Raw genomic sequence first — 25,465 nt, forward strand, 5'->3', positions numbered from 1 at the left:
ATACGAAAAGCAGGTTTACGCCTGCTTTTTTTATTTAATTTGAATACGGTTTCGAACCGCTTCACCATCTGATCAGCACAAAGTGTTTAAAGTTTACAGTTCATCGGCAGGCTCGGGGAAAACTTACACCCTTACCAAAGAATACCTCAAACTGGCCCTGCATTCCAATTCGGAGTTGTATTTCAGGCATATTCTGGCCGTGACGTTCACCAACGCGGCTGCCAATGAAATGAAGGACCGCATCCTGCTTATGCTGCGCACATTCGCCGCCTACACGGAAGCGGATGCGGCACCGCACCCCATGATGCGCGACGTGGTGATTGAAATGTACCCTGATACCGCGAACGATGCAGCACATTTCGCAGGAGCCTGCCAGCTGATCGCTGCACGCGCGCAGATGGTTTTCGGACAGATCCTGCACCGCTACTCCGATTTTTCGGTGATGACGATCGACAAGTTTACGCAGCGGCTCATCAGCAGCTTCACCGACGAGCTGGGCATTCCGTTCGTATTCGAAACCCAGCTGGACGCCGACCTGCTCGACGACGCCGTGGACCGCCTGCTGGCGCGGATCGGGCAGGAAGGTGAGGAGGTGCTGACCGACATCGTCGAGAAATACTACCGCGAGAATGCCGAGGAAGGCAAAAACTGGGGTGCATTGCCGATGCAGATCCGCGATACCGCCGGTACGCTGCTGAGCGAGCAGAGTTATCTGCAGATGAAGCGTGTCGAAGACCTGAAAATGGAGGATTGGATAGCGGTACGCAAGCAAATGCGCGACTTCGTACGCGGGCGAGAGGAAATGATGACCAAAGACGCGAAGCATGCATTTGAACTCATTCAATCGACCTATTTAAGCGAAAAAGACTTCCACCAGAGCGGTAGGGGCATTTACGGCTACTACCGCGACCGTGCCGAGGGCAAGAAGCTCTGGATGGAACCCAACTCATACGTATATAAAACCATCGGTGAGGGCGTATGGTATGGTGCGAAAACCCCCGCGCCGATCCGCGACGAAATAGAACGCCTCCGCACCGACCTGGAAAACTACTTTCACCAGATTGAGAATATCCGCTCCGCCGAGACCGGAAAAATTACATTATACAACCAGCTTGACAGGCATATTTATAACCTGTCGCTGCTAGGGGAAATCCGAAAGGAGTTCGACGCATTGCTGAAACAGAATAACCAGGTCCATATTTCGGATTTCAACCGGAAGATCGTCGACATTGTGGCGCGGGAGCCAGTACCGTTCATTTTCGAAAGGTTAGGGGAAAAATACAATCACATCCTCGTCGACGAGTTCCAGGATACTTCCAAGCTGCAATTCGCGAACCTGCTGCCCCTGATGGAGAATGCATTATCCAGCGGGTATTTTAACCTCATCGTGGGCGACGCCAAGCAGTCGATTTACCGCTTCCGGGGTGGGGATATGGATTTGATACTGCATCTGGCGCAGAACCAGGTCATGCGGCTGGGCAGCATTCTGGGCAACAGCCCGTTCAACGACGAGCGGTTGTTTGCATTGGATAACTACTTGCATATCAATCACCTGAAAACCAACCGGCGCAGCTTCCGGGAGGTGACGGAGTTCAACAACCAATTTTTCAGCTTCATCGCCGACTCGTTGGGCGACGAATACCCGCTGATCCGCGAGGTGTACGACGAGCATTTCAGCCAGGAAATCCCGGACGGCGTGAGCGAGGGCGGGCATGTCGAAATCGAGTTCCTGGAAATGGGCGGCGAAGGCGACGACGCCGGGGAATCGTCGGCCGACCCGATTACCCGGCGTTCCATGGAACTGGTGGGTGAGCTGCGTGCGCAGGGTTACCACTGGCGGGACATGGCCATTTTGTGCCGGAAGAAAAAGGAAGCCACGGCATTGGCCAATGCCATGAAAGAAGCGGGTTTTCCGCTCATTTCCGACGATGCATTGTCGCTGGCTTACTCGCGGTCGGTGCATTTCATGATCTCGTTCATGAAAGTGCTGCACAGCTCGGACCACCGGCTGGCGCGGTACGAGGCGGCCTATTTGTTCCACCAGGTAATACGCCGGCAGAACCCCGCTCCGCACGAGTACGAGGAGATCCGCGTCCTATGCGAGGAACGGGGGCTGGATAGTTTCCTCGAATATTTCCGGAAATGGGACATCAGCATTACATCGTTTAAAATGCGGCAGGTTTCGGTTTTTGAGCTGACGGAACTGCTTATGCAGCAATTCGGCCTTTTTGAGAAACAGCTGGAAGTTGAATACCTTTTCCGATTCCTCGACGTGGTGCTGGAATTCGGTAACCGCAAGAGCAACCACCTCGGAGATTTTCTGAACTATTGGGAATCAGCGAGATATAAGTTCTCCATCACGGTGCCGGAAGGTACCGACGCTATCCGCATCACGACCATTCATAAATCCAAGGGATTGGAATACCCCGTGGTGATCATACCTTATGCGCACTGGAAAGTGACGCCGAACGCCCGCCTCGACCGGCTTTGGGTGGATATGGATGATATTGATTATGAGGAAATTAAATTAGCCGATAGACCGAACTATACCCGCGCCAAACTCCGGAGCTCGATGGTGTCGGTGGTGAAGGAGCTTGAAAATACGGTGGTAGGCGAACAGTACCGGGAGGAACAGATGCGGACGCTCATCGAAAACCTGAACCTGCTTTATGTCGCGTTCACGCGGCCTGTGCAGCGCCTGTACGTGCTCGCGAAACGCGAAAGACGGTGGGAATCGGGGCAGCAGATCAACCACTGGCTGCGCGATTACCTGGGGCAGGAGGGCTTTGTACCGGCCTGGGACGAAACCATTTCGAAATATGTGCTCTCGGAAGGATCGGGCGCGGCGCGGCACGCACACGTGAGCTCTGGTGCGAGCCCGTTTGTTTTGACAAATATATTGAGCAAGGACCGCACGGAATCGCTGCGCCTCCGCCGCATGGCCGACCGTATTTTCGACGTCCAGACTTTTGAGCCGCGCCACGACCGGCTGCAAAAAATGCGCTATCTGCTCACCCGCCTGAAAACCGTTTCCGGCCTTCCCGACGCATTGGAAAAACTGGTAGGAGAAGGCATTTTCACCCGAAAAGAGACCCGGGAAATTGAAAACCTCACGATCTCACTCTTGCAGGACCCGGCGCTGGAAGTGCTTTACCAGGACGAAAACCACATTCAAATCAACCGGGAGTTGCTCGTGCCAGGTGGTAAAATGCTCCATATAGACAGGGTCGTTCAGCGGCCGGGCGGCGAGTACATTTTCATGTCGTTCGTAGGCGGCAACAGTGCCGATGAACCAAGGCGTCATTTGAAGAAGCTGATCCGGACATTTTCGGAAAGCGGAAAACCTTCGCGCGGGGTATTGATAACGCTTGAAGATGAGTTGGTTGAATGGGTTGAACCGTAGAAGTATTTTATTGAACTACAATTATAATCGCGGTAAAAACTTGTACGGGGAGGTCGTAATGCGGCCAAAAAGCGTTATTTTTCCGGATAATCCTCCCAATCAGCATTTAGTACTACTTCTACGGGCTCAACGTTTATGCAACTTACTTTTCAGCGCCAGGTTCTGCTGGGTATCTCATTTTCAATCCTTTTGGTTCTTGTCGTAGGCTACGTGTCCTACAATGCCATCCTGATCCAGCAGGAAAACGCCGGCTGGGTGGACCATACCCGCGAGGTAATGCGGGTCTCAACGGCCGTTAAAAACCGCCTGCTTGCGGCCGAGGCCAATGTGCGTGGCTTCGCTATTACGGGTAACCGCTCTTTCGAAACGACGTATCTCCGAGCTTCCGACGACATCTGGAACGACGTGGAAGCGCTGCGGAAGCTGGTTCGTGACAATAAAACGCAGAGCGCACGCGTGGATTCGCTTTCCGGGCTGCTGGAAGCGCGCGTGGGCCTGATGAGCCGCCAATATGAGATACTGAAAGCCGGGAAGTACAGCATCGACACGATCCAGCATATTGTTTTGCAGGGAAAAGAGCTTTCGTCCAAAATCGAGTTTAACTTCCGCCGTATCGAAAACATGGAAGAGGGCTTGCTCACGGAGCGTGAACAGATCGCTTCGATCAGTTCTTCGAAAGCGAAACAGTATATCATGTTCGGGTCGTCGATATTTTTCCTGGTGATCCTGATGCTTTATTATTTTATCCGCAAAACTTACCTGGCGCAATTGGCCAGCGAGAAGGCTATACAATTGACGAACAGTCAGTTGGAAGATCTTGCGAGAGAAGATCAGGAGAAAAACTGGATATTGAATGCGGCCATGGACCTGTCGAGCGCCGTACGCGGAGAGCCGACACTGACGGAGCTTTCGGAGCGTTTTACGCAGAAGCTGGTGGAAATAAGCGGAGCGCAGGTAGCTGTCATGTACCTCATGGCCCGCTCGGGTGATATACTTGAACGTTCGGCGGTGTATGCCGGCCCGGCCTCGGCTAATGCCCCCGAGCGTATTCCGCTGGGCGAAGGCGTGGTGGGGCAATTCGCGGCAGACAAAGGGAAGTTGAAACGGCTTGACGTCGCGGCCGGGTATTTGCAGATCAAGACAGCCATCGGTCAGGCGGCACCGGGGCTTGTGTTGTTGAAAAACATCAAATTCGACGGTACCGTAGCCGGTGTGATCGAGATCGGCTATCTGAACGACCCGGGACAGAAGGTCGTGAAATTGCTCGAAATGGTTTCCGACAACGTGGCCGTTGCCATTACCGCCTCGCGGGCACGGGAAATCGCCAATGAATTACTGGAAAAAACGCAGTTGCAGGCCGAGGAGCTGGAAAGCCAGCAGGAAGAGCTTCGTGTGACCAACGAGGAGCTTACCCGGCAGACCTCGCTATTGCAGGTGTCGGAAGAAGAGCTCCGCGTGCAGCAGGAAGAGCTGAAACAGATCAATACCGAGCTGGAAGAGAAGGCTTTCATGCTCGAAGAGCAGAAGCGGACGATCGAGGAGGCACGCGACCAGATCCAGATCAAGGCCGACGAACTGGAGCGGAGCGGCCGTTTCAAAAGTGAGTTTTTGGCCAATATGAGCCATGAGCTCCGTACGCCGCTGAACAGTATCCTCATTTTGTCGCGGATTCTGGGAGAAAACAAAGGGGCAAGGCTGAGCGAGGAAGAGCAGCGCTACGCCTCGGTGATCTATAATTCCGGTAACGACCTGCTGACGCTGATCAACGACATTCTCGACCTGGCGAAAGTAGAGGCCGGGAAAATAGAGCTGGTACACGAAAACATCGGTACAGAAAGCATTTTGACGGAAATCAGGAGCACATTCCAGAAGATAGCGGAGAACAAGGGGCTGGAATTGGAGATCGGAAAAGCGGATTCGTGCCCTGCTGCCTTATTCACTGACCATACGAGGTTGCTCCAAATTTTGCGTAACCTCATTTCCAATGCCGTCAAATTCACCTCGGCACCCGGTAAAGTGTCGCTCATCGTTTCCAAACAGGACGATCAGCTGCATTTCGAGGTGGCCGACACGGGCATCGGTATCCCGCTCGAAAAGCAGGCGTCGATTTTCGAGGCATTCCAGCAGGCCGATGGTTCTACCAGCCGCAAATACGGCGGTACCGGGCTAGGGCTGTCGATCAGCCGCGAGCTGGCGAGTCTGTTCAGCGGGTCGATCTCGCTCAGAAGCACGCCGGGCGCAGGCTCCGTGTTTACCTTGAAAATCCCTTACCTGACGGAAACCGATGCGCAGACAGACCATATGCAGCCGGAACCAGTGGCCGAGGCGGTTCAAATCGAAACGCCGGTGAAAACGCCGGAAAATGGCCGTGCGGCACGCCTGCTGCTGATCGAGGACGACGAGATTTTCGCAGCCGACATGGCTGCCAAAGCGCAGTCCAGCGGTTTCGAGGTGCAGACAGCCGCCAGCGGGCGTGCGGCGCTGGAAATGGTAGGCGCATTTAACCCCACCGCCATTATCCTTGACATGCATTTGCCCGATATGGAAGGGGAGGCGGTGCTGAAAGAATTGAAAAGCGACACCCGCACGCGCCTGATCCCCGTGCATACGGTATCATCGGGCGACTATTTTGATGAGGAAATGCTGAAAAACGGGGCGATCGGCTTCATGCAGAAACCGGTAGACGAGCGCTCGGCACAGCAGATATTCAGCGCGTTGAGGCTGGAAGGGAAGAACCTCGACCAGCAGCGCATCCTGCTGATCGAGGACGATGCTTACCAAAGCAAGTACCTGGGCGATTTCCTGACGGGCAACAACATTTTCGTACTGTACGCTTATTCGGCCGCCGAAGCATTGAATATCCTCGAAACCGACCGCGTGGACGGCATCATCCTCGACGTACGCCTGGCTGATATGAACGGCCTCGACCTGCTGGATACCATCAAGAAGAACCCGCAGTGGAGTGCATTGCCTGTGGTAGTGAACACGGCCGAAGACCTTACCCAGGCCGATTTGAGCCGCGTGATGAAATATGCGCACCCCGTGGTGATCAAAACGAAGAAATCCAACGAGCGGCTGCTCGACGAGGTGAAGCTTTTCCTCAAAAAAATACAGCCGAAAGCGCCGGAGCCTGAGGCGCCGAAAGAGACATTCAGCAATGCGGTAGTGAATGCGGGACAAATGTTTTTAGGTAAAAAAATCCTCCTGGCCGACGACGATATGCGCAACATTTTTGCGCTCAGCGCCGTGCTGGAAGACGCCGGTTTCTCGATCGAAATCGCGACGAACGGTAAGGAGGCGATTGCGAAGCTGGAAGACAATCCCGAAGTGGAACTGATCCTGATGGACGTGATGATGCCCGAAATGGACGGCATCGAAGCCACGCGGCGGATCAGGGAGGTGCCGCGGTGGGTGAATATCCCCATTATCGCGGTGACGGCCAAGGCTATGCAGGGCGACCGCGAGCAATGCCTTGAAGCGGGTGCCAACGATTACATTTCAAAACCTGTGGACGTTGACAAGCTACTTTCGCTCATCAAGGTCTGGTTACACGCTGCGTAGGATATGGTACTCATGGAATATCCGGAACTGGAAGTACTGATCGCGCAGATCAGGGAAATATCGGGGTTCGATTTTTCGGGGTATGCACGGCCGTCGCTGTTGCGGCGGGCGAGCCGGTACCTTGCCAACCACAAAATGAACCACGAACAACTGCTTGTGCATATTGAGCCGGGCGGGCGGGTCGTGTATGACCTCATTCAGGAGCTGACCGTCAATTACTCGGAAATGTTCCGGGATGCGGACTTTTTCATGAAAGTGCGGACGGAAGTCTTCACTTACCTCGAATCGTATCCCACACTCCGCTTTTGGGTGGCGGGCTGCGCCACGGGCGAGGAGGCTTATTCGATGGCTATATTCTTGAAAGAAGCCGGCTTCCTGAACCGTTCGCTCATTTACGCGACGGACCTCAGCAACAAGGCGCTGACAGCGGCCAGGGAAGGTGTTTTTACATTGGGCAATGCACGCACGTATTCGGAAAACTACCTGGCGGCGGGCGGAAAGCATTCACTGTCGGACTATTACCACGTGGCTTATAACAAGGCCGTCATGGTCCCGGATCTGCGCAGGAACATTGTTTTTTCGATGCATGACCTGACGGGCGACGGCGTCTTTAACGAGTTTCAGTTTATCAGCTGCCGCAATGTGATGATCTATTTCACGCTGGAACTCCGCCGAAAAGTATTCCGGCTTTTGTATGACAGTCTCAGCATGTTAGGTTTTCTTTGCCTGGGGAAACGGGAAACGCTGCGCTATTCGGGATTGGAAGAGAATTTTAAGATCATCGATAGCACGTTGAACATTTATCAGAAGATCAGATGAACAAAGCAGGAGATAATGGTCCGCTCAGTCTCGTGCTCGTTGGCGGCTCGTCGGGGAGTTTTGTGATTTTCGAGGAAATGATCAGGCTGATCAGGCGCCCATTGTCTTTTGCATTGGTATTCGTGCTGCACCGGGGCAAATCCAGTACCGCCGTTTTACCCGAGTTATTTAAAAATAAAACCAATGTAGTGATGAGTGAGCCGTACCATCTGGACCCGATCAAGGTGAATTCGATTTACTTCGCTTACCCGGATTACCACCTGCTGATCGGCCCCGACGCCCGGTTTTACTATGATTGTTCAGAAAAGGACTTCTTTTCGCGGCCTTCCATCGATGCGACATTCATGTCGGCGGCGGTTTCAGGGATACCGGTTAAAGCGGCCATGCTGTTTTCCGGTTCGAGCGCAGATGGTGCCCAGGGCATGAAAACCCTGGCCGAAAAGGGCTATCCTACGTACGTGCAGGACCCCGCGGAGGCGGAGTCGCGGCGCATGCCCGAGGAAGCCATCGCCGCTTATGAAAAACATCATGTAATGGCCGATGGGAACCTCTTTTCAATAATCAACGATATACTTCAATAGCTACTCAACGATAACCCATGGAGAATACAAAGATCCTATTGCTTGACGACCGGGAAGAGAACCTGATCTCGCTCAAAGCGATCCTCAACCGCGACGACATCGAAATATACGCTACGACTTCGCCCAACGAGGCGTTGCGGATCGTGTGGGAGAGCGATATCGCGGTGGCGCTGGTAGACGTGCAAATGCCGGGAATGGACGGTTTCGAATTTGCCGAGACGCTTTTTTCCAATCCCAAAACCCGCGAAATCCTGATCGTTTTCGTGACGGCTATTTCCAAAGAAACTACGTACGCGGTGCGAGGCCTCAAAACCGGTGCTATCGATTACCTCTACAAACCGCTCGATCCTTATATTACCAATGCGAAAGTCGACTCGCTGATTAAACTCGCGCGCAGCCAGCGCGAGATCCGCGACAAGAACAAACTGCTGGAAAACTACGCGACGATCGTCCTGAATTCTCCGGATATTATTGCCACCGTGGAGCCCGATACCGGCTCTATATTGTCCATTAATCCATCGGTGGAAACGATTTTGGGCATTACCCCGGCTTCGCTGGTGAAGACATCCGTGCTGGACCTGCTGGTAGACCCGGCGAAATCGTCGCTGCGCGAGGTGCTGGTGAAACGCAGTTTTATCGGCGGAGAAACGATCGTCGTCGAGGACCAGTTTTATGGCCGGCTCCGGCAGCCTGTCTGGCTCGAACTCCGCATCATGTATAAAAACAGGCTCCTTTTTGTGAACCTGCACGATGTGGAAAAGCGCAAAGCGCACGAGCTGGCGCTGATAGATGCGCAGACGCAGGCGGAAAAGGCCCGCAAAACGAAGGAATCGTTCCTGGCCAATATGAGCCATGAGATCCGCACGCCGCTGAACGGCATTATCGGTTTGGGGAACCTGTTGTCGGCCACGGAGCTGAACGATGCACAAACGGAATTGGTGAGTATGCTCCGGCAGTCGTCGGGCTCGCTGCTGAACATTTTGAACGACATCCTCGACATTTCGAAAATCGACGACGGTAAGTTCTCCATTATCCCAACGTCTACCGACCTCCGGGTACTCGGCAAAGGCATTGTCGATTTAATGCAATTCAAGGCGGACGAAAAGCAGCTCGGACTGCGGCTCGAAATAGGTGACAATGTGCCCGAATGCGTCACCGTGGATGGCTTGCGTTTGAACCAGATCCTGCTGAATTTGGTAGGTAATGCATTGAAATTCACGGAAAATGGGAGCGTTGTCCTGAAAATGGAGCATATTTCCAAAGCGGCTACCGGGCATAGCATCCGCTTTACGGTGCAAGACTCCGGCATCGGTATGACGGCAGAACAGCTAGCCAATATTTTCTCCGAATACGGGCAGGCATCCGAGAATACATCGCACCAATACGGGGGTACCGGGCTTGGGCTCACCATTTCACAGAAACTCGTGCGGCTCATGGGCAGCGAACTGGAAGTAAACAGCCGTTTCAGGGAGGGTAGCCAGTTCTTTTTTACATTGCTCGTCCCGGATGCCAACGAGAAGGGCAGCGACGCCAAACCGGCTGTTCCGTTCCAGAACCTGCCGCCATTCGAAGGCAAAAAGGTGCTCGTGGCGGAAGACAACCCTGTGAATGCATTGCTTTTGCGCAAATACCTGAAAGCCTGGCAACTCAACGCCGTGGTGGTAGGCAATGGAAAAGGGGCGGTGGACCAGCTGCGCGAAGAAATGTTCGACCTGATCATCATGGATACCCGCATGCCCGAAATGGACGGCTTCCAGGCCGCGCGCTTCGCACGGGAGGAACTGCATGTGCGCACGCCCATCCTGTCGCTATCGGCCACCGTTTTGCCGGAAGAGGTCGCCCAGGCGCTGGAATCCGGCATGAACGATACGCTCTCCAAGCCGTTCGAGCCGGAGAAGCTGCACCAAAAGATAGGCCTGCTCCTTTCAACCTTTGCCACGCCGGCCGTGTCACAGTTTTGAGTTGCAACGATTTCAGCCCTGTTTTCGTAATGATTATTTGCAGGAATTCGTTGTAGAAAGAGTAGTTCTAATTGATAAAACAACAAATGAAAACAACCAGAAACAGTTGGTCATTGCTGCTGTTGATAGCCCTCGGCGCTTGTAGTTCGTCCAAAACGATGCCTTACGAATCGAAATGGAACGCGCCATTCTCTTATGTGGATGAAATCAAGCCCGACCAGCAAGACCAGCGCTCACGGCTGCGTTACGGGATCATCAACGACGATCAGTACGTGTACATTACGCTCAAAACGAAGGATCCCAACACGATCCAGAACATTCTGGGCAGCGGCCTGAAAATCGCGTTCAGCCCGGCAGGGCAGAAAAAAGAAGCCTACGCGCTCACATTCCCCGTGGTCATGAAGGAGGACCGAAAGGCATTGCGCCGCATCGAAACCGACCTTCCGAATAGCCTCGGCCTCGATCTGCTCCTCGATTCCTACAATAAGGAAGCGGTTTGGAAAGACCGCGAAGGCCAGCACCTGATCGACCTCGTGCGCCCGGACGGGAGCATTAAATCACATATCACGATGGACCGCAACGGCGAGCTCACCGAGCAGATAGCGATACCTTTCGCATTGATGAATGTAAACGCCCGCGAAACGGCGATGATGGGTATGAGCATCAAGGTCGACGGACAATCATCGTCTAACTCCGGTTTCAGCCCGCGTATCGGAATCGGCCTGGGCGGCGGCATCGGTATGGGAGGTGGAATGGGTGTAGGCATTGGTACCGGCGGCTACAATTCCCGTTACAACGGCAACGAACGGAATGTGGATATTCGCCTGGAAGTGCAGTTAGCAAGGGCTAATTAGATAGCCCTTACCCGGAATTTCGGCCCGCTGTGTCATGCAGCGGGCTTTTTTATTTACACACATGTATCTGATAAAGAAATAGTTGACCACTGTTAGGTATTTTAACATATCGATTTGGTGCCGGTAAGCCATGTCTGCCGGATTCAGGAATGCTATTTTTAGCAATTCATAAAAGCGAGTAGCCCGCCCCGTAACAGATCGATTGTGAATAGAAACAGCATCAAAAAATTCTATAATTTCTTAAAGTTCAGAAGAAGCTTTACGCGTTATGGCCTGGAAAAGGCCAGGAGTTACGAAATCGTCCTTTTCTGGCTCAAAAGCGTCCTAAATCGTAACCAGTTTCTGATTCTCTCCGGTATTCTGGTAGGTATCACCTGCGGGCTGGCGGGCGTCGTTCTCAAATCACTCGTGCATTATATCCACTACGTCATCACGGATAAGGTGCATTTCGAGCGGCAGATATTGTTCTATTTACTGTTCCCGTTTCTGGGCATTGTGTTGACCACGCTCGTCGTGCTATTCGTTTTCAGGGGGCAGGACCGGAAAGGTATTGCGGCAATTTTGTACGAGATCGCGCAAAATTCCAGCATCGTGTCGTCTGTGAAAATGTACTCGCAGATCGTGCAGAGCGCCATCACTGTCGGGCTCGGCGGCTCGGCGGGGTTGGAGAGCCCGATTGCCGTTACGGGTGCCGCGATCGGTTCCAATTTTGCTCAAACTTATAAGCTGGATTACCGCGAGCGGACGCTACTGCTTGCCGCAGGTGCCACGGCGGGTATCGCTTCCGCGTTCAATGCGCCCATTGCCGGAATGATGTTCGCATTTGAAATACTGCTGACCGGCGTCGTTTTTTCGGATTTCCTTCCATTGGTCGTGGCGGCGGTTTGCGGCAGCCTTGTTTCGAAGGTATTGCTCAAAGAGTCGGTTTTGTTCCAGTTCAGCAGCCGCGCAGCGTTTGATTACCATAACATTCCTTTCTATTTGCTGCTGGGCGTGCTCTGCGGGTTGTACGGGCGCTATTACGTGCTGATCGCAAAGTATGTCGATCAATGGTTTCACCACCTCAAATTCGGGCGTATCCAGAAGGCGGCCATCGGCGGGGCCATTCTTTCGGTGCTCTGCGTGCTGTACCCGCCGCTGTTCGGCGAAGGTTACGACACGATCAAAGCCATTACCAACGGGCAGATCCAGGAGGTAATCGCCAACAGTTTCTTCCGTTTTATCGGCTATCACGAATGGGTGGTGATCGTCTTCGTGGCGGTAATTTGTTTGCTCAAAGCATTCTCCGCTTCCATTACCATTTTCGCCGGCGGTAATGGCGGGAATTTTGCTCCGTCGCTCTTCGCGGGCGGGCTCGTCGGGTACGCGTTTGCGCTCGTGTGCGAGCAGCTGGGCGTGGCGCACGTGCCCGAAAGCAACCTTGTGATCGTGGGTATGGCAGGAGTGATGAGCGGCGTATTGTATGCCCCGCTGACCGCCATTTTTCTTATCGCCGAATCGACCTCGGGCTACGATCTTTTCATTCCGCTGATGATGGTTTCGGTGATCTCTTTTTCCATGGCCAAATGGTTTTCTTCCGTCTCGCCCGACCTGGAAAACCTCGCCCGGCAAGGTAAGATTTTCACCCGCGAGCACGACCGGAATCTGCTCTCGCTGCTGCACGTCCCCGACCTGATCGATAAGGATATTCAGGTGGTGGAAGCGAGCGCGTCACGGGAGGAACTGGCCGAGCTGCTCCGCACCGGGCGGCGGAATATGATCGCCGTCGTAGAGGAAAAAAAGATGATCGGGATCATTTCGATGGACGACGTGCGGCCGCTGCTTTTCAGTGACGCGGGGTACAGGCTGCTTGAAATTTCAAACCTCGCCAAGCCGCCGGCCGTGACGGTAAACGAGTTCGACAATGTGTTTACCATTGTCAAAAAATTCGACGAAACCGGTGCCTGGAACCTCCCGGTCGTGAAGACCGACGGCGAGTTCGTGGGTTTCATTTCCAAGTCGGGCGTACTCGATCGTTACCGGCAGTTGCTGCGCTCGCATTCGGGGTAACGCGGTTGCGTTTTTCGCTCGCATGGTTGTTACATCCCTGACGGTATTTTGCCACGTCTACGATCCACCCATTTTTCTACCAATGTCGCGTAGCGACGCAACTGTGCGGCCAGTGCCGGGAGTGCCGTCAGGCATGTGACATTGGCCGCATGTTGTACATTCTCTTAGCGCCGCGAGCACCGTGGGTGCACAGCTGCAATTTCCGAAAAACACAATCAATTATTTTTCAATCAGTTAAAAGTGTATTATATTTGTATAATACTTGACAACTCAAATATATATCAACTATAAATCAAATATATCTCAATCTTATGTCAACTATTTCTCAGGGACTTAAACTGTTTTTGAACCTTACCATGATCCAGACTTTGATGGCGAAACGCTTCGATGCGAAGCTGGGAAGTCATGGGATCAGCCTGAATGAATTCATGATTTTACATCACCTGGCGAATGCGCAGGACGAGAAATTAAGGCGCACGGATGTGGCCGAAAAAGTGGGGCTGACGGCCTCGGGCATTACCCGGATGCTGTCGCCCTTGGAGAAGCTGGGATACGTAAAGCGGGAGGCAAACAGCCGGGATGCGCGGGTATCCTACGTGAAGCTGGCGAATGCCGGAAAGAAGATTTACCTCGAAGCAATCACGACCGCCGAGGCAACTACGGAGCAGATAATGGCATCTGTAAAAACCAGGAAGCTGGACGACCTGCAACGGATGCTGATCGAGCTCGGCGCGACGATTGAATAGGCGGCGGCCCGGAAAAATATTTTTCTTACAGCCCAATAAAAAACGCCTCTGACAGGCGGGTCTGTCAGAGGCGTGGCCGTGGGCTCGGGGAGGCGTTACTTCGCCTTTCTCACGTAGATATTTCCGTTCATATTTTTCATCATGATCTCGCTGCCGCCACCGTTGACTTTGCCTTTCACCCAGTCCTCGATGCTGACCTTGTACATGCCTTCCTTGGCGCTGCGCGTGGCCTGCGGTGTCGTCTTGTCCACATCCACATCGAAGTCGCTGTAAATCTCACCACGGTCGGATTTCATCTTGAGGTCGAACTTCGCGGCGGGCGGCAGGGTGATGTCCACATTGCCGTTCAGCGTCGAGAATGCCATCGGCGATTTTGCGTCTACCGTTTTGAAATTCGCTTTCAGGAGGCCGTTCACGGTATTGGCTACGGCGGAGCCGGAGACGTTCGTCAGGCGGATATCGCCATTCACGTTCGTGATCTCCATTTCGCCGTCCACGTTTTCGATGGTAATGTCGCCGTCGTTCACCGTACCGACATTCAGTTTGAACTTCATCGGCACCTTGATGTTCAGCTCCATTTTGGTATTAAACAGCTTCGAGCTCACATTCACGACATTGTTTTCCTCGGTAGCCGAAATGTCGAGCGCGCCGTTTTTGGAAATGCGTTTCATCCCTTCCGAATTTTCCTTCGGTTTCTCCGGCTTATCCTGGCGACCGGGTGTTGTGGCATCGATCACCACCTGGTTGCCGTTGTAGCCCGTCACGCGGATGGAGCCCGTGACGAGGTGCACTTTCAACGAGCCGGGCTTGGCCGGATCGCTCAGGGGGACGGTCAGTTGTTCTTTCAGTTCGCCCTGCGCGAGCAGCGGGGCCGATAGTGTGCTCAATGCTGCCAGTGCTGCGAGGGCTATGATACGCGGGGTTTTCATTTTGTTACGATTGTTTTTTGAGATAGATATTGCCATTGAATGTTTCGAATTTGTAGGTAGGCCCGCCGCTTCCGATGCGGATATAGGTTTCGGCGCTGAGCTTGTAAACGGTCTTGTTTTCATGGTTTTCCGTGTTTTTGACAACCCTTACCGGCAGCATTTCCACATTCGGGAAGTCGGTGTAAAAGTTGCCGTTGAATGTTTTGAACCGGCAGTCAACGGCCAGCGCGGCCGGGTAGGTAATGCGGATGTCGCCGTTCAGCGTTTTGAAATCGGATTCGCCGGGAGGGACGGTCAGGTAGTTGACGTCCACATTGCCATTCACCGTTCTGATCACCGAGGTGCCTTTTGCATTCATCACCTTAATCGCCCCGTTCACATTGTGCACACCCAGCGAGCCCGTGACGTCGTTCACGTTGATATCGCCGCCGTTGACGGTCGAAACGTGCAGATTGAGCGAATAGGGGACTTTTACCGTGAAGTCCAGCTCGAAATTATACTGGATACGCGGCCCGTCCCAGTTCCGCCGGCCCCTGTTCGGGCGGGAGTCGAACGGATTGGCCACATAGGCGATAATGCTGTCGGCATTCTGTTCGATTTCGAGCTTGAACTCCTGTTTGCCCTGGTCGAGCACATCCTGTGTTTTGGCCGTGATCTTCTTTTCGACTTCCAGCACAACCTTGTCACCGTTGTAGCCTTCTACCTTGATGAACCCGTTGATGTTATAGATCGCCAGGACATTCTTTGCTGGCTGGCCGGCAACGGTAAATTCTTTGCTGACGTGCTCTTTGTGTTCCAGCTTCTGCGCCGGGGCCTGGGCACAGCACAGCACTGCTCCCGCCAGCAGGGGGATTGCAAAATACTTCATGGCTAATAGTTGATTTAGGTTTATGAAAGGTCTTTAATGGTCTGTTCGATTTTTACTTTGACGAGGTCGTTCAGGTCTTCTTTTTGCAGCAACGTCTTCAATGCCTTCACCGAACGTTTTTCCTGCAATTTCACCATCACATCGGCCAGGGCCACCTGCACCATCGGCGAATCCTGCAATGCGAGCGATTTCACCAGCTCCTCACGTACCGACGCATCGCCCGCATATTGCGTGAGCGCTTCCAGCGTGACGAGCCGCACATTTACATTAGGATCGTTGTTTAAGGTGGCAAAAAGCGCTTCCAGGACGCGATCGTCTGCCTGCGTGATCTCCGCAGTGTACCCCACCGCCCGAAGCCGCTCAGTGGCCGAAGGGTTTTCGAGCAGGGTAAGCATCATCGTGCTCTTCATGTCCTGCACCTGCGACGCGAGTGTTTCGATCTGCTGCTGGTAGGCGGAAGCATCCGGCTTGCCCCGGCCCATCCGGTTGCCGATCACCCATCCCAGGCCCACGAGGAGCAGGCTGAATGTCAGTTGCACGGTCCATTGCGGCACCGACCATTGGGGCAACGGGAACTCCCTGATCCGCTCCATCATGCTCTGGAAAGAGAACCGAGCGGCCGCTTTGTCGGCTTCCTTGAACTCGTCGAGCATGGCGTAAAAGTTGTGGCGCATCGCCTCGCCCGGCTCCGGTACCCGGATTTTCGCCATGCCGTCCCAGATCTGCCGGTCGGCGGCGAACTCTTCCTCGCAGCTCGCGCATTCGGCCAGGTGGCGGTTTATGGCTATCTGTTCGTTTTTTTCGAGGCTGTTGTTCAGCCAGTCGGTCAGTTTGCCTTGGGTATATTCGCAGCTCATTTGCTTATCGTCTTTCATTGGTAAAAAACCTCTTTTTCAATTCCCCCAGTGCGCGGTGCACCCTCACTTTCACTGTTCCTTCGTTGATATTCAGCACTTTGGCGATCTCGTCGTATTTCATTTCCTGAAAGCGGCTCAAAATCAGCACTTCGCGGTATTCGGGGCTCAGGGCACCGATGGCCTCGTGCAGGAAATCCTTGTCCTGCTGCCGTTCGAAACTTTCGTCGGCCGGGATACCGCCCCCGATGCGGTCGGCTACTTCGTTGACGTCGTAGAAATTGAACGACCTGTTCTGTTTCACCGAATCGTTGAGCACATTGCGGGCGAGGTGGTACATCCACGTGCGGAACTCGCCGTCGCCGGTGAAGGTGTGCCGGTATTTAAGCATTCTGTAAAACACATTCTGGACGAGGTCCTCGCTCAGGTCGGCCTTATGTGTCATGTGGTAAAAGAATCCGAACAGCGGCCGGTTGTACCGCTCAAAAAGCAATCCCATCTTATCCAGGTCCCCGGTTTTCACCCGGAGCATCAGCGAGTTGTCGGTTAGGGTATTCAAAAGATTGCGCTTTGTTTTCGTGATTTTGATGTGGTAACTCCGTCCACCGGGAAAGGTTACAGGAATTTAAGAAAAAAGTTGAGGGTATCCGGCAACTACCGCGTCATCTTCCGGTTCGAAGATGGTAATGTTTATGACGTCGATTATCTGGATTATCATTAAAACACAAGTTACATGGCGCTTTTCGATCCCGCACATCCTGGGGAACTGATCAGGGAAACGATTGAAGGACTGAGAGAAGAAACAGGAGAGAGGCCGACGATAGGGGAAGTGGCCGAAGGTTTGGGTGTTACCCGGAAGACACTGTCGGCAATTTTGAACGGAAAACAGAGCGGAACGCCTGAAATGGCCATCCGGCTGGCTACGGCGTTTGCCAACACTACCGCTGAGTTCTGGATGAATGCGCAGGAGAACTATGACCTCGCGAAGGCCAGGCAAACCGTTGATATCAGCAAAATACGTGTATTCTGGCACCCCGGTGCGGCATCTGCCTAGCGAGGCTACCCAATATCTCCACTACCGGGTCAACCACCTTCAATGCAATATGCTCACGGAGTTGTGGTAAATCTTGTATGTACAGCCGGGCGCCTGGTCGCGGATGACCTGTCGGCAGATGAATTCGATGATTTCGTCGCGGCGCGAAAGCGGTGTCCTGGTTTGGGCTTCCCAATATTTCACTTCGGGAATGTAAAAAATCACGACCGCGTTGCCCCCGCCAAATTCCCAGTCCAGCCCGAATCGGATATCGCCCTCCTGGTAATAAATGGTGCCGCCGCGGCCCTCCTGCGTATATTCCAGCGTCGGCAGGAAGCGGCTCATCAGGTCCCGCCTGAGCTTTTCCGTATCGAAGGCCGGTTCCATCTCAACGCCGTTGGAATCGAAAAGCCGGTATTCGTGGTCGTTTTGAACGATATGCATATTGCCGGCCGGCGATTCGTAGCCTTCATAGGGCTTGGGTTTGGGTGTGAAGGTTGGTTTTTCGTTCTTTTCCGGTTCCGGCAAAGGCAGCAGGTGTACTTCCTCGTTGCGGATGGCCCGGTAGATATTGGCCGGCGCATTTTCGTACGGCGCTTTGGGAAATCCTTCCGTGAATTTGATGAAACAAATGCGGTGCGTCCAGCCGTCGGGCCAATCCGCGTCGATCGTGTAACATCCGGGCGGGTAGGGCAGCGTGTTGATCAGGATCATCGTGCCGCCATTCAGCCGGTCGCGTACCCGTTTTTCTTCTAAAACCACCTCCGGGCAGGTGTTGGTAATGCGAAGGGTGCCGGCATCCCAGGCATATTGGGGCATGTGAAAAAACAGCTGCTGGCAATCATGATAGTGCACAATGCGTACATTTTCAGGTTTTACCACACCGACGGGGCCGGGAGCCTGGTTGTCAGCAGGATTCGGGTAAAAGTTCATCACCTTCGTCAGCACGCATTTGCCGTAATAGGCCTCCTCCGCCGGCGGTTGCCCGGTAATGGGCTCCGCGGCGCTTAGCGGGATGATTCCCGGCGTACCGTCGCCGGTGTCAGGTATAAAATAGCCGGATTCAGCCACTTCCGGCGATTTTTCAAGAATGCGCCGCCGCACCTCCACGATATTGCCGGGCTGGAACACGTGGGTATGGTGGGTAATTTTGCAGTAGATCGTCATTCCGAACGAAGGGATTGTACCGGGTTCATCAATGCGGCTTTGACCGATTGGTAGGAGATCGTCAGCAAGGCCACGAGCGTCGAAAGCAGGCCGGCTGTCGTAAATACCCACCAGCTGATGTTGATTTTATAGGCAAATTCCTGCAACCACTTGTCCATCAGCCACCATGCCGCCGGCGTGGCAATGAGCAATGCAATGACGACCAGTTTCAGAAAATCCTTCGATAGCAATGCGATAATACCCGCCACGGACGCGCCCAGCACCTTGCGAACGCCTATTTCCTTCGTACGCTGCTCGGCGGTGAACGTCGCCAGCCCGAACAGTCCCAGGCAGGCTACGAAAATAGTAAGCCCCGCGAATGTGCCGAGGATTTGTCCGGTTTTCTGCTCGGCTTTGTAGGTTTCGTTGAAACGCTCGTCGAGAAATGTGTAGCTGAACGGCATATCCGTGCGGAAGCCGTCCCAGTTGCGTTTCATCGATGCCAGAAGCCCGGAAACTTCGGTGCTCCGCGCTTTGACCATCATCCAGCCCCAGCCATTGCTCAACGTCATCACCAGCGGCCCGATTTGTTCGTGCATCGAACGGAAATGAAAGTCTTTCACGATGCCGATAACCTGATAGGTCGTCTTTTTACCGTCATTATCACTATGGGTAATGGTGCGGTTCAATGCATTGTCGGGTGTCCAGCCGAAGGTTTTCACAGCCGTTTCATTGATGATTATGCCCGTCGAATCGGTGCCGTAATCTTTGGAAAAATTACGTCCGCGCGCGATTTCCATGCCAAGGGTAGGCAGGTAATTGTAATCGACGTCGTAACGTAATGTCTTCACGTGCTGCGATGGATTGGCATCGGGGTTCACGGCGAAATTGTTATTGTCCGAGGGCCCGGCCGGTACATAGCCCGACAAGCTTACCTGTGCCACGCGCGAGTCGCGCAAGAGCTCCTGGCGGAATGCGTCCGTATTTTTACCCAGCGACCATGCAGGTACGACGATCACCTGGTCTTTGTTATAACCCAGTTTTTTATTGCGGATAAACTGCAATTGCTGAAAAACGACCGTCGTGCCGACGATCAGGATTATCGACATACAGAATTGGAATACCACGAGGCCGCTTCGCAGACTAATGCTTTTACCCGAAGAATTCAGCCTGATCACCGAAGCGCCGCCTTTGAGCACGGTAATCGGCTTGAACGACGACAGGAAAAATGCCGGATAGCTGCCCGCAAACACGCCCACAAACAGTCCGAAGCCGATGAATGCAGGGATAAGCCCGGGGACCGAATTCCATTCGAGCGATAGGTTTTTGCCCGAAAGCTGGTTGAACATCGGCATGCCGGCGAGGCATAACAAAGCGGCCAGCAGCATGGCGATGGCGGTTAGCAGGGTGGATTCGATGAGAAATTGCCACACGAGTTCCGCTTTTTCGGAGCCCATTACCTTGCGCACGCCCACCTCACGTGCCCGTTTGGACGAGCCCGCCGTGGAGAGGTTCATGAAATTGATACATGCGATAAGCAGCATCATCACGGCCACGGCACCGAAAATGTAGACGTAGGTAATGTCGCCGTTCACGTCGAGGTCGTATTGGAAATCCGAATGCAGGTGAATGTCCGTGAGCGGTTGCAGGCGGAGTTCGAGGTTATTGCCCTGCTTCCGGAATTCGGCCATGGTAACACCCATCGCCTGTTTCAATTGCGAGCTGATGTACTTGTCGATGGTCGCCGGGAGCTTCTTTTCCAGTCTTTGGTAGTCGTAGCCTTCGGGCAAAACGAGGTAGGTAAAGAACTCCGACTGCATCCAGGACGGCACCCTGGCCTCATCGAGCGACGCCATTGATCCCAGCAGATCGAACCGGATATGTGAATTGGACGGCATGTCGCGCATCACGCCGGTCACCCGGAAGGTCTGTTTCCGGTCCTTGAAAGCGATGGTCTGGCCGACCGCGTCCGCTTTTCCAAAGTATTTCTGCGCGGCGGATTCGGAGAGGACCATGGTATTAGGTTCGAGCAATGCCGTTTTGGCATTTCCCTGGATCAGCGGGAATGTAAACACCGATAGGAAATTCGAGTCCACGAAGGCCAGTTTGTCATCGTTGTAAATCTGGTTGTGCAACAGAATGAGCGGTTTGCCTCCCTGCCGCAGCCGCGTCGCTTCGAGCACTTCCGGGTAATCGGCTTTTAATGCGGCCGCCACGGGCGGCATCACGTGCGATTCGTTGATAATCCCGCCCTGCATGGTGCCTTTAAATGCCACGCGCACCATACGGCCGGCCTTTTCGTGGAAGCGGTCGAAACTAAGTTCGTCGATCACATACAGGCTGATGAGCATGCACGAAGCGAGCCCTATCGCCAAACCGGCGATGTTAATGGCGGAAAACACGCGGTTTCGGGCGAGGTTACGCCAGGCGATTTTGATATAATTCTTCAACATAGGAACAGGGCGGAATGGATTTGGGCACTTAAAAGGTAAATTTTCATGGCTAATAGACGGTACATTGTATTACATAGTACATTGTATAAAATACTATGCCAAAATTATAAAATTCTGTAATACAATCAGTTATAACAGTACAGCACGGATCAGCCGTTCGCATTCGGACACTTTTGTACGCTGGCGACCACGGACAGGCCCGGATCTTGCTTACATTTACACGCCATTACCGCGCCTTATGACAGACCTGGAACAGTACCTGCAAACCTATTTCGACTTCGACCAGACCGATCTGGTGACCGTCGCTTCGTTTTTCAAACCCGAAATACTGAAAAAAGGCGATTACTACCTCAAAACAGGGAAACTTTGCAATAAACTGAGCTTCATCCAGTCGGGTATGCTGCGGGTTTACGTCGACCTGGAAGACCGTGAGGTGACGCAGTGGATCTGTACCCAAGGCTATTTTGTGACCGACCTGTCCAGCCTGGTATTCGAAAAGCCGGCCCGCTGGAACATCCAGGCACTCGCCGACACGGCCATTTACACGATCGACAAGCATGACTATGACCGTCTGGGCGAATACCTTCCGAAATGGCCGGTTACCGAGAAGCTGTTCATCGCGCATTGCTTCACCACGCTCGAAGACCGCGTGTTTTCATTCCTCTCCATGACCGCCGAGCAGCGCTACAACCTCCTTTTCGACAGCCACCGGGACATTTTTACGCAGGTTCCGCTGCAATACATCGCGTCCATGCTCGGTATGACGCCCGAAACGGTCAGCCGTATCCGCCGGAAGCAGCTGAATTGATTTCTTGATCTAGGTCAAGTGCGTCGGGCAATGGCTCAGATACCTTTGCAGGGTCATTAATCAACTACTTGTCATATGTTTCTGGGTCATTATGGTTTAGCGTTCGGGGTGAAGAAAGTTGCCCCCAGGGTATCGTTGCTCACGCTGTTTGTCGCCGTCGAGTTCGTCGACATTCTCTGGCCGTTCCTGCTGTTGCTGGACGTCGAGCAGGTCAGGATTCGTCCAGGCTTTACGGAAGTCACGCCTTTTGAATTTGTACATTATCCCTACACGCATAGCCTCGTAATGGGCGTTGTATGGGGACTTATTTGCGGGGGTGTTTATTGGGTATTCCAAAAAGATCTCCGCAGCGCGGTGATCGTCGGTCTGGCGGTGCTCAGCCACTGGTTTCTCGACCTGGTCGTCCATATTCCAGACCTGCCGCTAACACCCTTCGGCGATACGAAAGTCGGACTGGGCATGTGGAATTCCTTGCCAATCACCGTTTTAACCGAAAGTGTCATCTTCGTGGCCGGCGTCTGGCTCTACGCTAAAAACACCCGCGCTGTGAATGCCAGGGGCAAATGGGGCCTCATCGCCCTGATCGCCTTCTTCGTCATCGCCGAAATCTTCAACATGTTCGGCCCTCCGCCGGAAGATTCCATTCCAGCCTTGCTCGGCTCGTTCGTCGTACTGCAAGCCATCGTGCTCGGGCTAGCCCATTTAACCGACCGTAACCGTTTGGAAATCGACCCCGGCGCCGCATGATAATCAGTATTTTATTTGGTTGGGCGTAGTTTTTTCATTCGCTAGCTTTATGTTTTTACACACACTTAAAGATGGCGAGAAAAACAAGGCGCGAGCCGAGTTTAATGCCTATTGCGCGGAAGCGATTAGGCTGCGAGAAATGTTAAGAATGATGTAGGACCTTAAATGAACACACATGAAACGAGAACTTAGGCGCAGGCTTAATGCATATCGGTCGCAAATTATTGCAGCGGACTCCTCCGAAGTCCCGGCGATAAGGTCGGAATTATACAAGTGGTATGATTTGATGTCTGATGCAGACAAAGCTTCGGCAAAACCTTTTTGGGACGGAATGAAAAACGAAATCGAGCGGGGTCTCGCCGAAGTCAGAGCGATGTTGGAAGAATTGAGAAAGCTGGATGAGGAGGAACTGGCCGAGGCAAAGAAATAACTGACAAAAAGCACCGGCGGCCGGACAAAAAAAATTATCTCTTTCGCCCGGCCGTCGGCGGTCCGCGTTCGGCGATCAATCACTACTTCCGCTGAAAACCCTTGTAGTGCGCCACAATGTCCCGTTCGTGGAATCGATGGTTCGGATCTTTCCGGCCGAGAAAATATACGCCGCTGGCAGTATCCACATTGAACGAATCCGGGACGAGATGGTCGAAAAGGCGGACCCATCCGAATGCCATCGCGATGATGATAGCCGCTTTTTTACTTCGCGTGAGGCCCCATGCCGCGTACCGCACGTTCCAGAGCAATACCGTGCCGATGCCGGTCAGGAAACCGGAATCCAGTAGTTTGAAATCTTTAAACAGTAACCGGTGGCCGCTTTCAGTGAAGCGGGTGAAATCGTACGGACCTTCGTGTACGTGCTGCTGGAATGGCGTTTCAGCATATACGACACCGCCCGCTTTAAGCACGCGGTGGATTTCAGCTACCACGCGGTGCGGATACATCACGTGTTCGAGTACCGCCTGGATCCAGATGCCGTCAATGCTGTCATTTGCGATCGGCAGCGAGTGGCCGTCGGCGATGAAATCGGTGTTGGAAGAGGCATAAATGTCGAAAGAAAGCACATCAATGTCCGTGGCATCGTACATGCCGCCGGCGCCATTGCCTACGGCACCGCCGCCGATAATGAGCACCGTCGATTTTCTACCGGGATGTTTGGGCACGCTTCCGAGGAATTGCGCGAGGTTTTTGCGGGTCTTGCCGTCGCCGCCCCAGAATATCTTTTTGATCGCATCATACTTATTGCCGCTGCGTGGAATGAGGCTCTCGCCGCCGGTCGCCAGCAGCGGCTCCTTGCTGAGTATGCTCTCTTCAAAATTGACCAGTATCGGTACCTTCTTCTGTATGAGCGGAATTTCCTCGGTCGAATGCGCACAGGCGGTATTGCTGCAATGCAGGCTTTCATCGACGATTTTCAAAGGGGACAAACACAGAGGACATACGAGTGTGCCGTTTTCAATGTGCTCGATAAGCAGGGGACTGAACGATTTCATCGAAGAATTGGAATGAAAATGTGTGGTGTGTGAATGTAATCTGAAACAATGCTTGTTCAAGAATCTAAATTTAGGTAAAAGAACCATTTTACAAAGCCGGTCTGCGCGATTTAATAGGGAGGTAAAATAGCGCCGCTTATCGCCGATGACGAACCGCCGCTGCTGGTTGCTGCATTTCTATTTGATTTTCGTAACTTAGCCCCATGGAAAAACCCGAAACACTCGAAGAATTCTACCAGCATAAGTTCAATTGGCTGCCCGACAACCTGCAACAGGACATCGGGCATTTCAATGTGTTCTCGATGGGTGAGAACTATGTGACCAACCCCGTTCAGGCCCGGTACAGCCGGAGGGATTACTATAAAATTGCCCTTGTCCGCGGCCGGGTCGTGTATCACTACGCCGACAAGAGTATCGAGCTGGACGGTACTTCGCTGATATTCTTCAATCCGCTGGTGCCTTACACCTGGGAGGCTGTGGGCGATTCCGTAACGGGCTATTTCTGCATTTTTAAAGAAGGTTTTTTCTCGGAAAAATTGCGGGGAAATGTGGCCGACCTGCCTATGTTTGCCATTGGCGGGAAGCCTTCCTACATGCTCAGCGACGGGCAGGATGCGCATGTGAGCCATATTTTCGATAAAATGCTGGACGAAATCGCGTCGGATTACCCCTTCAAATACGATTTGCTGCGCAACTACGTGACCGAGCTCATCCATTATGCCCTCAAAATGCAGCCCAGCGAGGCATTGTACCAGCATCCCAATGCCAATTCGCGTATTACCGCCGTTTTTACCGAGCTGCTCGAACGGCAGTTCCCGATCGAATCACCTTCCCAGCGCTTTGTACTACGGTCGGCCAACGATTTCGCGAGCCAGCTTTCCGTGCACGTCAACCACCTCAACCGCGCTATCCGCGAAACGACGGGCAAAACGACCACCACGCACATTGCCGAGCGCATCGCGTCCGAGGCGAAGGCGCTGCTGCGGCATACCAACTGGAACATTTCGGAGATCAGTTACTGCCTGGGTTTTGAGGAGCCGTCCCATTTCAACAATTTTTTCAAAAAGCACACGAGCCAGACGCCGTCCGCTTTTCGTATTGTTTGAATTTCGCAACTATCTGTTTGAACCGTACAATGCCTCGCGCTGAGCGGCATTCTACCTTTG

The 25,465-nt window shown here is 53.2% G+C and carries 21 protein-coding genes; 14 read left to right on the plus strand and 7 right to left on the minus strand.

What is annotated here, in order from left to right; all coding sequences use genetic code 11:
- Positions 1-82 precede the first annotated feature (82 nt).
- The 8 genes from H144_RS0117460 to H144_RS0117495 all read left to right on the plus strand — a co-directional run bounded on the left by H144_RS0117460 (position 83) and on the right by H144_RS0117495 (position 13,974).
- Complete coding sequence (locus H144_RS0117460) at positions 83-3,403, plus strand: UvrD-helicase domain-containing protein (RefSeq protein WP_019943386.1); 3,321 nt, start codon at positions 83-85, stop codon at positions 3,401-3,403.
- 135 nt (positions 3,404-3,538) lie between these two features.
- On the plus strand, positions 3,539-6,964 hold the full coding sequence (locus H144_RS0117465) for a response regulator (protein ID WP_019943387.1): 3,426 nt from the start codon (positions 3,539-3,541) through the stop codon (positions 6,962-6,964).
- 3 nt (positions 6,965-6,967) lie between these two features.
- Entirely contained in the window at positions 6,968-7,783 is an 816-nt protein-coding gene (locus H144_RS0117470; RefSeq protein WP_019943388.1) for a CheR family methyltransferase, read from the plus strand.
- Complete coding sequence (locus H144_RS32080) at positions 7,780-8,364, plus strand: chemotaxis protein CheB (RefSeq protein WP_019943389.1); 585 nt, start codon at positions 7,780-7,782, stop codon at positions 8,362-8,364. The genes H144_RS0117470 and H144_RS32080 overlap by 4 nt, the downstream gene beginning before the upstream one ends.
- A gap of 17 nt (positions 8,365-8,381) precedes the next feature.
- The gene (locus H144_RS0117480) at positions 8,382-10,325 is read left to right on the plus strand and encodes a response regulator (protein ID WP_019943390.1); all 1,944 of its coding nucleotides are present in this window, start codon (positions 8,382-8,384) and stop codon (positions 10,323-10,325) included.
- A gap of 86 nt (positions 10,326-10,411) precedes the next feature.
- Positions 10,412-11,179 carry a hypothetical protein gene (locus H144_RS0117485; protein ID WP_019943391.1) on the plus strand — a complete coding sequence of 256 codons (768 nt, stop codon included), beginning with the start codon at positions 10,412-10,414 and terminating at the stop codon, positions 11,177-11,179.
- Between the two features lie 204 nt (positions 11,180-11,383).
- Positions 11,384-13,228 (plus strand): chloride channel protein, encoded by a 1,845-nt coding sequence (locus tag H144_RS0117490; protein WP_019943392.1) that lies wholly within the window; start codon positions 11,384-11,386, stop codon positions 13,226-13,228.
- A 311-nt stretch (positions 13,229-13,539) separates the two neighbouring features.
- Positions 13,540-13,974: a MarR family winged helix-turn-helix transcriptional regulator gene (locus H144_RS0117495; RefSeq protein ID WP_026350778.1), complete on the plus strand. Its 435-nt coding sequence runs from the start codon at positions 13,540-13,542 to the stop codon at positions 13,972-13,974.
- 95 nt (positions 13,975-14,069) lie between these two features.
- Here H144_RS0117495 and H144_RS0117500 read toward each other — a convergent pair whose 3' ends face one another.
- Genes H144_RS0117500 through H144_RS0117515 form a run of 4 tightly spaced genes read right to left on the minus strand, consistent with a single transcriptional unit; the run spans position 14,070 to position 17,157 of the window.
- Complete coding sequence (locus H144_RS0117500) at positions 14,070-14,903, minus strand: DUF4097 family beta strand repeat-containing protein (protein ID WP_019943394.1); 834 nt, start codon at positions 14,901-14,903, stop codon at positions 14,070-14,072.
- 4 nt (positions 14,904-14,907) lie between these two features.
- Entirely contained in the window at positions 14,908-15,771 is an 864-nt protein-coding gene (locus H144_RS0117505) for a DUF4097 family beta strand repeat-containing protein (RefSeq protein WP_019943395.1), read from the minus strand.
- Between the two features lie 20 nt (positions 15,772-15,791).
- Positions 15,792-16,646, minus strand: coding sequence for a HEAT repeat domain-containing protein (locus H144_RS0117510; protein WP_019943396.1), 855 nt, complete (start codon positions 16,644-16,646; stop codon positions 15,792-15,794).
- Positions 16,633-17,157 (minus strand): RNA polymerase sigma factor, encoded by a 525-nt coding sequence (locus H144_RS0117515; RefSeq protein ID WP_019943397.1) that lies wholly within the window; start codon positions 17,155-17,157, stop codon positions 16,633-16,635. The genes H144_RS0117510 and H144_RS0117515 overlap by 14 nt, the downstream gene beginning before the upstream one ends.
- Before the next feature lie 57 nt (positions 17,158-17,214).
- Between H144_RS0117515 and H144_RS35120 the strand changes: the two genes are divergently transcribed.
- Positions 17,215-17,346 carry a type II toxin-antitoxin system RelE/ParE family toxin gene (locus H144_RS35120; protein WP_374754590.1) on the plus strand — a complete coding sequence of 44 codons (132 nt, stop codon included), beginning with the start codon at positions 17,215-17,217 and terminating at the stop codon, positions 17,344-17,346.
- Positions 17,347-17,358: 12 nt separating this feature from the next.
- A complete protein-coding gene (locus H144_RS0117520) occupies positions 17,359-17,679 on the plus strand; it encodes a HigA family addiction module antitoxin (protein WP_019943398.1) in 321 nt (106 codons plus the stop codon).
- Between the two features lie 39 nt (positions 17,680-17,718).
- Here the strand turns inward: H144_RS0117520 and H144_RS0117525 are convergent, their stop codons facing one another.
- Positions 17,719-18,825, minus strand: coding sequence for a hypothetical protein (locus H144_RS0117525; protein WP_019943399.1), 1,107 nt, complete (start codon positions 18,823-18,825; stop codon positions 17,719-17,721).
- Entirely contained in the window at positions 18,822-21,257 is a 2,436-nt protein-coding gene (locus H144_RS0117530; RefSeq protein ID WP_019943400.1) for an ABC transporter permease, read from the minus strand. The genes H144_RS0117525 and H144_RS0117530 overlap by 4 nt, the downstream gene beginning before the upstream one ends.
- A gap of 238 nt (positions 21,258-21,495) precedes the next feature.
- Here H144_RS0117530 and H144_RS0117535 point away from each other — a divergent pair, with 238 nt between their 5' ends.
- The 3 genes from H144_RS0117535 (at position 21,496) to H144_RS0117550 (ending at position 23,242) form a co-directional block, all read left to right on the plus strand.
- On the plus strand, positions 21,496-22,065 hold the full coding sequence (locus tag H144_RS0117535) for a Crp/Fnr family transcriptional regulator (RefSeq protein WP_019943401.1): 570 nt from the start codon (positions 21,496-21,498) through the stop codon (positions 22,063-22,065).
- 75 nt (positions 22,066-22,140) lie between these two features.
- Entirely contained in the window at positions 22,141-22,812 is a 672-nt protein-coding gene (locus tag H144_RS0117540) for a metal-dependent hydrolase (protein ID WP_019943402.1), read from the plus strand.
- Between the two features lie 175 nt (positions 22,813-22,987).
- On the plus strand, positions 22,988-23,242 hold the full coding sequence (locus H144_RS0117550) for a hypothetical protein (RefSeq protein ID WP_019943404.1): 255 nt from the start codon (positions 22,988-22,990) through the stop codon (positions 23,240-23,242).
- 82 nt (positions 23,243-23,324) lie between these two features.
- Here H144_RS0117550 and H144_RS0117555 read toward each other — a convergent pair whose 3' ends face one another.
- Complete coding sequence (locus tag H144_RS0117555) at positions 23,325-24,299, minus strand: class I SAM-dependent methyltransferase (protein ID WP_019943405.1); 975 nt, start codon at positions 24,297-24,299, stop codon at positions 23,325-23,327.
- Between the two features lie 203 nt (positions 24,300-24,502).
- Here H144_RS0117555 and H144_RS0117560 point away from each other — a divergent pair, with 203 nt between their 5' ends.
- Positions 24,503-25,405 (plus strand): helix-turn-helix domain-containing protein, encoded by a 903-nt coding sequence (locus H144_RS0117560; RefSeq protein WP_019943406.1) that lies wholly within the window; start codon positions 24,503-24,505, stop codon positions 25,403-25,405.
- Positions 25,406-25,465: the final 60 nt, after the last annotated feature.

This window comes from Dyadobacter beijingensis DSM 21582 (assembly GCF_000382205.1).
Taxonomy (GTDB): domain Bacteria; phylum Bacteroidota; class Bacteroidia; order Cytophagales; family Spirosomataceae; genus Dyadobacter; species Dyadobacter beijingensis.

What these genes read in the sequence shown, in the direction of transcription:
- H144_RS0117465 (WP_019943387.1), top strand. Translation starts at nt 3,539, where the DNA reads ATGCAACTTACTTTTCAGCGCCAGGTTCTGCTGGGTATCTCATTTTCA.
- H144_RS0117470 (WP_019943388.1), top strand. Translation starts at nt 6,968, where the DNA reads ATGGTACTCATGGAATATCCGGAACTGGAAGTACTGATCGCGCAGATC.
- H144_RS32080 (WP_019943389.1), top strand. Translation starts at nt 7,780, where the DNA reads ATGAACAAAGCAGGAGATAATGGTCCGCTCAGTCTCGTGCTCGTTGGC.
- H144_RS0117480 (WP_019943390.1), top strand. Translation starts at nt 8,382, where the DNA reads ATGGAGAATACAAAGATCCTATTGCTTGACGACCGGGAAGAGAACCTG.
- H144_RS0117485 (WP_019943391.1), top strand. Translation starts at nt 10,412, where the DNA reads ATGAAAACAACCAGAAACAGTTGGTCATTGCTGCTGTTGATAGCCCTC.
- H144_RS0117495 (WP_026350778.1), top strand. Translation starts at nt 13,540, where the DNA reads ATGTCAACTATTTCTCAGGGACTTAAACTGTTTTTGAACCTTACCATG.
- H144_RS0117500 (WP_019943394.1), bottom strand. Translation starts at nt 14,903, where the DNA reads ATGAAAACCCCGCGTATCATAGCCCTCGCAGCACTGGCAGCATTGAGC.
- H144_RS0117505 (WP_019943395.1), bottom strand. Translation starts at nt 15,771, where the DNA reads ATGAAGTATTTTGCAATCCCCCTGCTGGCGGGAGCAGTGCTGTGCTGT.
- H144_RS0117510 (WP_019943396.1), bottom strand. Translation starts at nt 16,646, where the DNA reads ATGAAAGACGATAAGCAAATGAGCTGCGAATATACCCAAGGCAAACTG.
- H144_RS0117515 (WP_019943397.1), bottom strand. Translation starts at nt 17,157, where the DNA reads ATGCTCCGGGTGAAAACCGGGGACCTGGATAAGATGGGATTGCTTTTT.
- H144_RS0117520 (WP_019943398.1), top strand. Translation starts at nt 17,359, where the DNA reads ATGGCGCTTTTCGATCCCGCACATCCTGGGGAACTGATCAGGGAAACG.
- H144_RS0117525 (WP_019943399.1), bottom strand. Translation starts at nt 18,825, where the DNA reads ATGACGATCTACTGCAAAATTACCCACCATACCCACGTGTTCCAGCCC.
- H144_RS0117530 (WP_019943400.1), bottom strand. Translation starts at nt 21,257, where the DNA reads ATGTTGAAGAATTATATCAAAATCGCCTGGCGTAACCTCGCCCGAAAC.
- H144_RS0117535 (WP_019943401.1), top strand. Translation starts at nt 21,496, where the DNA reads ATGACAGACCTGGAACAGTACCTGCAAACCTATTTCGACTTCGACCAG.
- H144_RS0117540 (WP_019943402.1), top strand. Translation starts at nt 22,141, where the DNA reads ATGTTTCTGGGTCATTATGGTTTAGCGTTCGGGGTGAAGAAAGTTGCC.
- H144_RS0117550 (WP_019943404.1), top strand. Translation starts at nt 22,988, where the DNA reads ATGAAACGAGAACTTAGGCGCAGGCTTAATGCATATCGGTCGCAAATT.
- H144_RS0117555 (WP_019943405.1), bottom strand. Translation starts at nt 24,299, where the DNA reads ATGAAATCGTTCAGTCCCCTGCTTATCGAGCACATTGAAAACGGCACA.
- H144_RS0117560 (WP_019943406.1), top strand. Translation starts at nt 24,503, where the DNA reads ATGGAAAAACCCGAAACACTCGAAGAATTCTACCAGCATAAGTTCAAT.